At 53.0% G+C, this 1,797-nt stretch carries 1 rRNA gene; it reads left to right on the forward strand.

The window, feature by feature from the left end:
• Positions 1-1,724: ribosomal RNA gene (locus ACVWY1_RS26045) — 23S ribosomal RNA — on the forward strand; the annotation flags it as partial.
• Between the last annotated feature and the right edge of the window lie 73 nt (positions 1,725-1,797).

The raw sequence follows: 1,797 nt of genomic DNA on the forward strand, positions 1-1,797 counted from the left end.
TGATGCGGTAGAGGAGCGTTCTGTAAGCCTGTGAAGGTGAGTTGAGAAGCTTGCTGGAGGTATCAGAAGTGCGAATGCTGACATGAGTAACGACAATGCGAGTGAAAAACTCGCACGCCGAAAGACCAAGGTTTCCTGCGCAACGTTAATCGACGCAGGGTTAGTCGGTCCCTAAGGCGAGGCTGAAAAGCGTAGTCGATGGAAAACAGGTTAATATTCCTGTACTTCCAGTTATTGCGATGGAGGGACGGAGAAGGCTAGGCCAGCTTGGCGTTGGTTGTCCAAGTTTAAGGTGGTAGGCTGAAATCTTAGGCAAATCCGGGATTTCAAGGCCGAGAGCTGATGACGAGTGCTCATTAGAGCGCGAAGTGGTTGATGCCATGCTTCCAAGAAAAGCTCCTAAGCTTCAGATAACTGGGAACCGTACCCCAAACCGACACAGGTGGTTAGGTAGAGAATACCAAGGCGCTTGAGAGAACTCGGGTGAAGGAACTAGGCAAAATGGCACCGTAACTTCGGGAGAAGGTGCGCCGGTGAGGGTGAAGCACTTGCTGCGTAAGCCCACGCCGGTCGAAGATACCAGGCCGCTGCGACTGTTTATTAAAAACACAGCACTCTGCAAACACGAAAGTGGACGTATAGGGTGTGACGCCTGCCCGGTGCCGGAAGGTTAATTGATGGGGTTAGCGCAAGCGAAGCTCTTGATCGAAGCCCCGGTAAACGGCGGCCGTAACTATAACGGTCCTAAGGTAGCGAAATTCCTTGTCGGGTAAGTTCCGACCTGCACGAATGGCGTAACGATGGCGGCGCTGTCTCCACCCGAGACTCAGTGAAATTGAAATCGCTGTGAAGATGCAGTGTATCCGCGGCTAGACGGAAAGACCCCGTGAACCTTTACTATAGCTTTGCACTGGACTTTGAGCTTGCTTGTGTAGGATAGGTGGGAGGCTTTGAAGTGGGGACGCCAGTTCTCATGGAGCCATCCTTGAAATACCACCCTGGCAACCTTGAGGTTCTAACTCAGGTCCGTTATCCGGATCGAGGACAGTGTATGGTGGGTAGTTTGACTGGGGCGGTCTCCTCCCAAAGAGTAACGGAGGAGTACGAAGGTGCGCTCAGACCGGTCGGAAATCGGTCGTAGAGTATAAAGGCAAAAGCGCGCTTGACTGCGAGACACACACGTCGAGCAGGTACGAAAGTAGGTCTTAGTGATCCGGTGGTTCTGTATGGAAGGGCCATCGCTCAACGGATAAAAGGTACTCCGGGGATAACAGGCTGATACCGCCCAAGAGTTCATATCGACGGCGGTGTTTGGCACCTCGATGTCGGCTCATCACATCCTGGGGCTGAAGCCGGTCCCAAGGGTATGGCTGTTCGCCATTTAAAGTGGTACGCGAGCTGGGTTTAGAACGTCGTGAGACAGTTCGGTCCCTATCTGCCGTGGACGTTTGAGATTTGAGAGGGGCTGCTCCTAGTACGAGAGGACCGGAGTGGACGAACCTCTGGTGTTCCGGTTGTCACGCCAGTGGCATTGCCGGGTAGCTATGTTCGGAAGAGATAACCGCTGAAAGCATCTAAGCGGGAAACTTGCCTCAAGATGAGATCTCACTGGAGCCTTGAGCTCCCTGAAGGGCCGTCGAAGACTACGACGTTGATAGGTTGGGTGTGTAAGCGCTGTGAGGCGTTGAGCTAACCAATACTAATTGCCCGTGAGGCTTGACCATATAACACCCAAGCAATTTGCGCTGAGGCCAAATTGTGGTGGTGAAGACGAAACGAACCGAAAGTTCGCGACGA

This window comes from Pseudomonas sp. TE6288, from assembly GCF_054062095.1.